The organism is Desulfovibrio sp. 1188_IL3213, assembly GCF_036763145.1.
Classification (GTDB): Bacteria; Desulfobacterota; Desulfovibrionia; order Desulfovibrionales; family Desulfovibrionaceae; genus Desulfovibrio.
Map to the genome: position 1 here is coordinate 1 of NZ_JBAIYR010000289.1, position 3,042 is coordinate 3,042.

3 protein-coding genes are annotated in these 3,042 nt (G+C 58.9%); 1 reads left to right on the forward strand and 2 read right to left on the reverse strand.

Annotated elements, in window-relative coordinates; genetic code table 11:
• On the reverse strand, positions 1 to 1,930 hold a 1,930-nt coding region (uvrB, locus tag V6C16_RS10400; protein WP_333543153.1), incomplete at its 3' end, for an excinuclease ABC subunit UvrB.
• Between the two features lie 57 nt (positions 1,931 to 1,987).
• On the opposite strand from uvrB, the gene V6C16_RS10405 reads away from it, so the two are divergent.
• Positions 1,988 to 2,482 (forward strand): hypothetical protein, encoded by a 495-nt coding sequence (locus V6C16_RS10405; protein ID WP_333534813.1) that lies wholly within the window; start codon positions 1,988 to 1,990, stop codon positions 2,480 to 2,482.
• Here V6C16_RS10405 and V6C16_RS10410 read toward each other — a convergent pair.
• The coding region (locus V6C16_RS10410; protein WP_333543154.1) for a leucyl/phenylalanyl-tRNA--protein transferase at positions 2,443 to 3,042 on the reverse strand (600 nt) is incomplete at its 5' end. The genes V6C16_RS10405 and V6C16_RS10410 overlap by 40 nt on opposite strands.

The following is a 3,042-nucleotide window of genomic DNA, read 5'->3' on the forward strand; positions in this document are numbered from 1 at the left end:
CAAGCTTTGCCGCCAGCAGGGCCGTATCTTCGGCCGTAAGCGGGCTTGCGTCCGCAGCCTGCCCTTTGCTCTTGCCCCGCCCCTTGCCGCGCCCGCGTGAGGCGCCATCTTCCACATACAAACTATCCAGCGGAGATTCAAGGCTTTTTCTCGTGCTCACAGGCGTTATGCCGTGCTCTTCGTTATACGCTGTCTGCCGGGCGCGGCGACGGGCTGTTTCGCTCATGGCGGCCTTCATTGAGTCCGTTACCCTGTCGGCATACAGAATGACCCGTCCCTGGGCGTTACGGGCCGCACGGCCAAAAGTCTGGATAAGCGAGCCGGTGGAACGCAAAAACCCTTCCTTGTCCGCATCCAGGATACAGACCAGGGAGACTTCGGGAATATCCAGCCCCTCGCGCAGCAGGTTAATGCCCACCAGCACGTCAAATTCGCCCAGGCGCAAGGCGCGGATAATCTGCATGCGCTCAAGGGTATCAATATCCGAGTGCAGGTAGCGCGCCCGCACTCCCATATTGCAGCAATACTCCGTAAGGTCTTCGGCCATGCGTTTGGTCAGGGTGGTCACAAGCACCCTTTCGCCCCGGCTGACGCAGCCCCGGCATTCGCCAAGCAGGTCTTCCATCTGCCCCTTGGTGGGGCGCACTTCCACCAGAGGGTCCACAAGGCCTGTGGGACGGATGATCTGCTCGGCCACGATGCCCTGGGCCTGATCCATTTCGTATTTGCCGGGCGTGGCCGACACGTACACCACCTGATTGAGCAGCGCCGTAAACTCGTTGAATTGCAGGGGGCGGTTATCCAGAGCGGAAGGCAGGCGAAAGCCGTAGTCAACCAGCGTCTGCTTGCGCGAACGGTCGCCCTTGTACATGCCCCCCACCTGGGGAATGGTGATGTGCGACTCGTCAACGAAAAGAAGAAAATCCTTGGGAAAATAGTTGAGCAGGCAGGAAGGCGGCTCGCCTGCCACACGCCCGTCCAGGTGGCGGGTGTAGTTTTCAATGCCATTGCAGTAGCCAAGCTCTTCAATCATTTCAAGATCGAGCTGCGTGCGCTGCTCAAGGCGCTGGGCCTCCACCAGCTTGCCCTGCTGCCTGAAAAGGGTCAGGCGCTCGGCCAGTTCATCACGGATATCGCTGGCGGCGCGCTTGAGATTGTCCTGCGCGGATACGAAGTGGCTGGCCGGGTAGATGACGGTTTTGCTCACGTCGGCCAGAACTTCACCCGTAAGAGGGTCTATTTCGCGCATGGAATCAATGTCGTCGCCAAAAAATTCCAGCCGCAGGGCGCGCTCATGATGATAGGCCGGGATAATTTCAAGGGCATCGCCGCGTACGCGGAACGTGCCTCGATGAAAGTCATAGTCATTACGCTCGTAATGCACTTCCACCAGACGGGTGATAAGCCTGTCCATGGAAAAATGCTGGCCCACTTCAACGGGAACGACCATCTTGGCGTAATATTCCGGCGAACCGAGGCCGTAGATGCATGAAACAGAGGCCACAATGATCACATCGCGCCTGGTCAGCAGGGCATGCGTGGCGGCATGGCGCAACTTGTCTATATTGTCATTGATGGAAGAGTCTTTTTCAATGTAGGTATCTGATGCGGGAACATAGGCTTCCGGCTGGTAATAGTCGTAATAGCTGACAAAATACTCAACGGCATTGTGAGGAAAAAGCTCGCGGAACTCGCCGTACAACTGGGCCGCCAGGGTTTTGTTGGGCGCGAGCACCAGGGCCGGACGGTTGCAACGGGCAATGACATTGGCCATACTGAAGGTTTTGCCAGAGCCGGTAACGCCCAGGAGCACCTGGGCAGGCACGCCGGCCTGAAGATTGGCCGTCAGCTCATCGATGGCTCCGGGTTGATCGCCCGTGGGCGTATAGGAAGTCTCCAGGCTGAACGGGGTGATTAACTTGTCTTCCATCATGCTCTGTTTTGGGGTAAGAAGGTGTGAAATAATACACTAACAACGGGAAGTGCTATGGAAACAATCCTTGTACCCACGCAGTTCGACCTGCCGCTGGACAGAATCTACATTGTGGCCGCAACTCTCAAGACCTTCAAGGGCCGCCGCCACGTTGACGTGCAGATTTTCAGGCCCGGCGCCGGAGACGACGAACTGGAAGCCATACGCGGTCTCGGCCTGGTAGCCCCCGCCGACCCGTCCATTCCGGCGGAAGTGCTTCAAGGCGCTACGGAAGAAGCCGCCCTGCGCTGTGTTCTTGAAGCGTTTACCACAGAAGAAAGCCGCGCCCTGCTGGCGTATCTTGAAGAACGCTACGCCGAACACATTGAAAAAATTACTGTCTGCCCGATGGACATCCCTGTTCCTCTGGGTGTTGCCCCGCTGGCGGACATTCCCGAAAGCAAGACCGCCGGCTTTATTCGCTTTGACGCCGTGCGCGACTACAACCTGCCCTTCGCGGCTCACGGATACTATGATCTGAGCGCCCACGAACCGCTGGACAAGGAATAGTCATAGCGCTCCCGCCAGGGCTGCCAGATGGCGTCACAGGCAGCGCCCTGACCGAGATCGCAGGCAGCAGCCTGACCGGCATCAACACATCCCCCGCTGGTACGGGCGGGCGAAACAGGTTCGCCAACGCCTGAAATTCCGGCAAGGCGTTCCGGCGCAAGCGCCTGATCCAGTTTTTGCACAAAAAGCTCACGCGGCAACAGAACCCCGCCCATCTTCATGATGTGCGGGGTTTCCTGCTGGCAATCCAGCAAAATGACGCCTCGCTGGCGCAGCAGGGCCACAAGGCCCGCCAGAGCCGCGCGCGAAGCTTCGGGCATAACGTGAAACATCGACTCGCCAAAGAACGCCCGCCCAAGCCCCACGCCATACAGCCCGCCCACCAGATGCCCCTCGTGCCATGCCTCCACACTGTGAGCATAGCCCATGCGGTGCAAGCGCTCATAGGCTTCGGTCATTTCGGGCAGTATCCAGGTTCCCCCGCCTTCGTGGCGCGGTGCGGCGCAGGCGCGGATAACCCTGCCGAATGCGGCGTTGAACGTCAGTTCAAAGGGCTTGTT

Coding starts and splice junctions, on each gene's coding strand:
- V6C16_RS10405 (WP_333534813.1), top strand. CDS start 1,988: ATGGAAACAATCCTTGTACCCACGCAGTTCGACCTGCCGCTGGACAGA.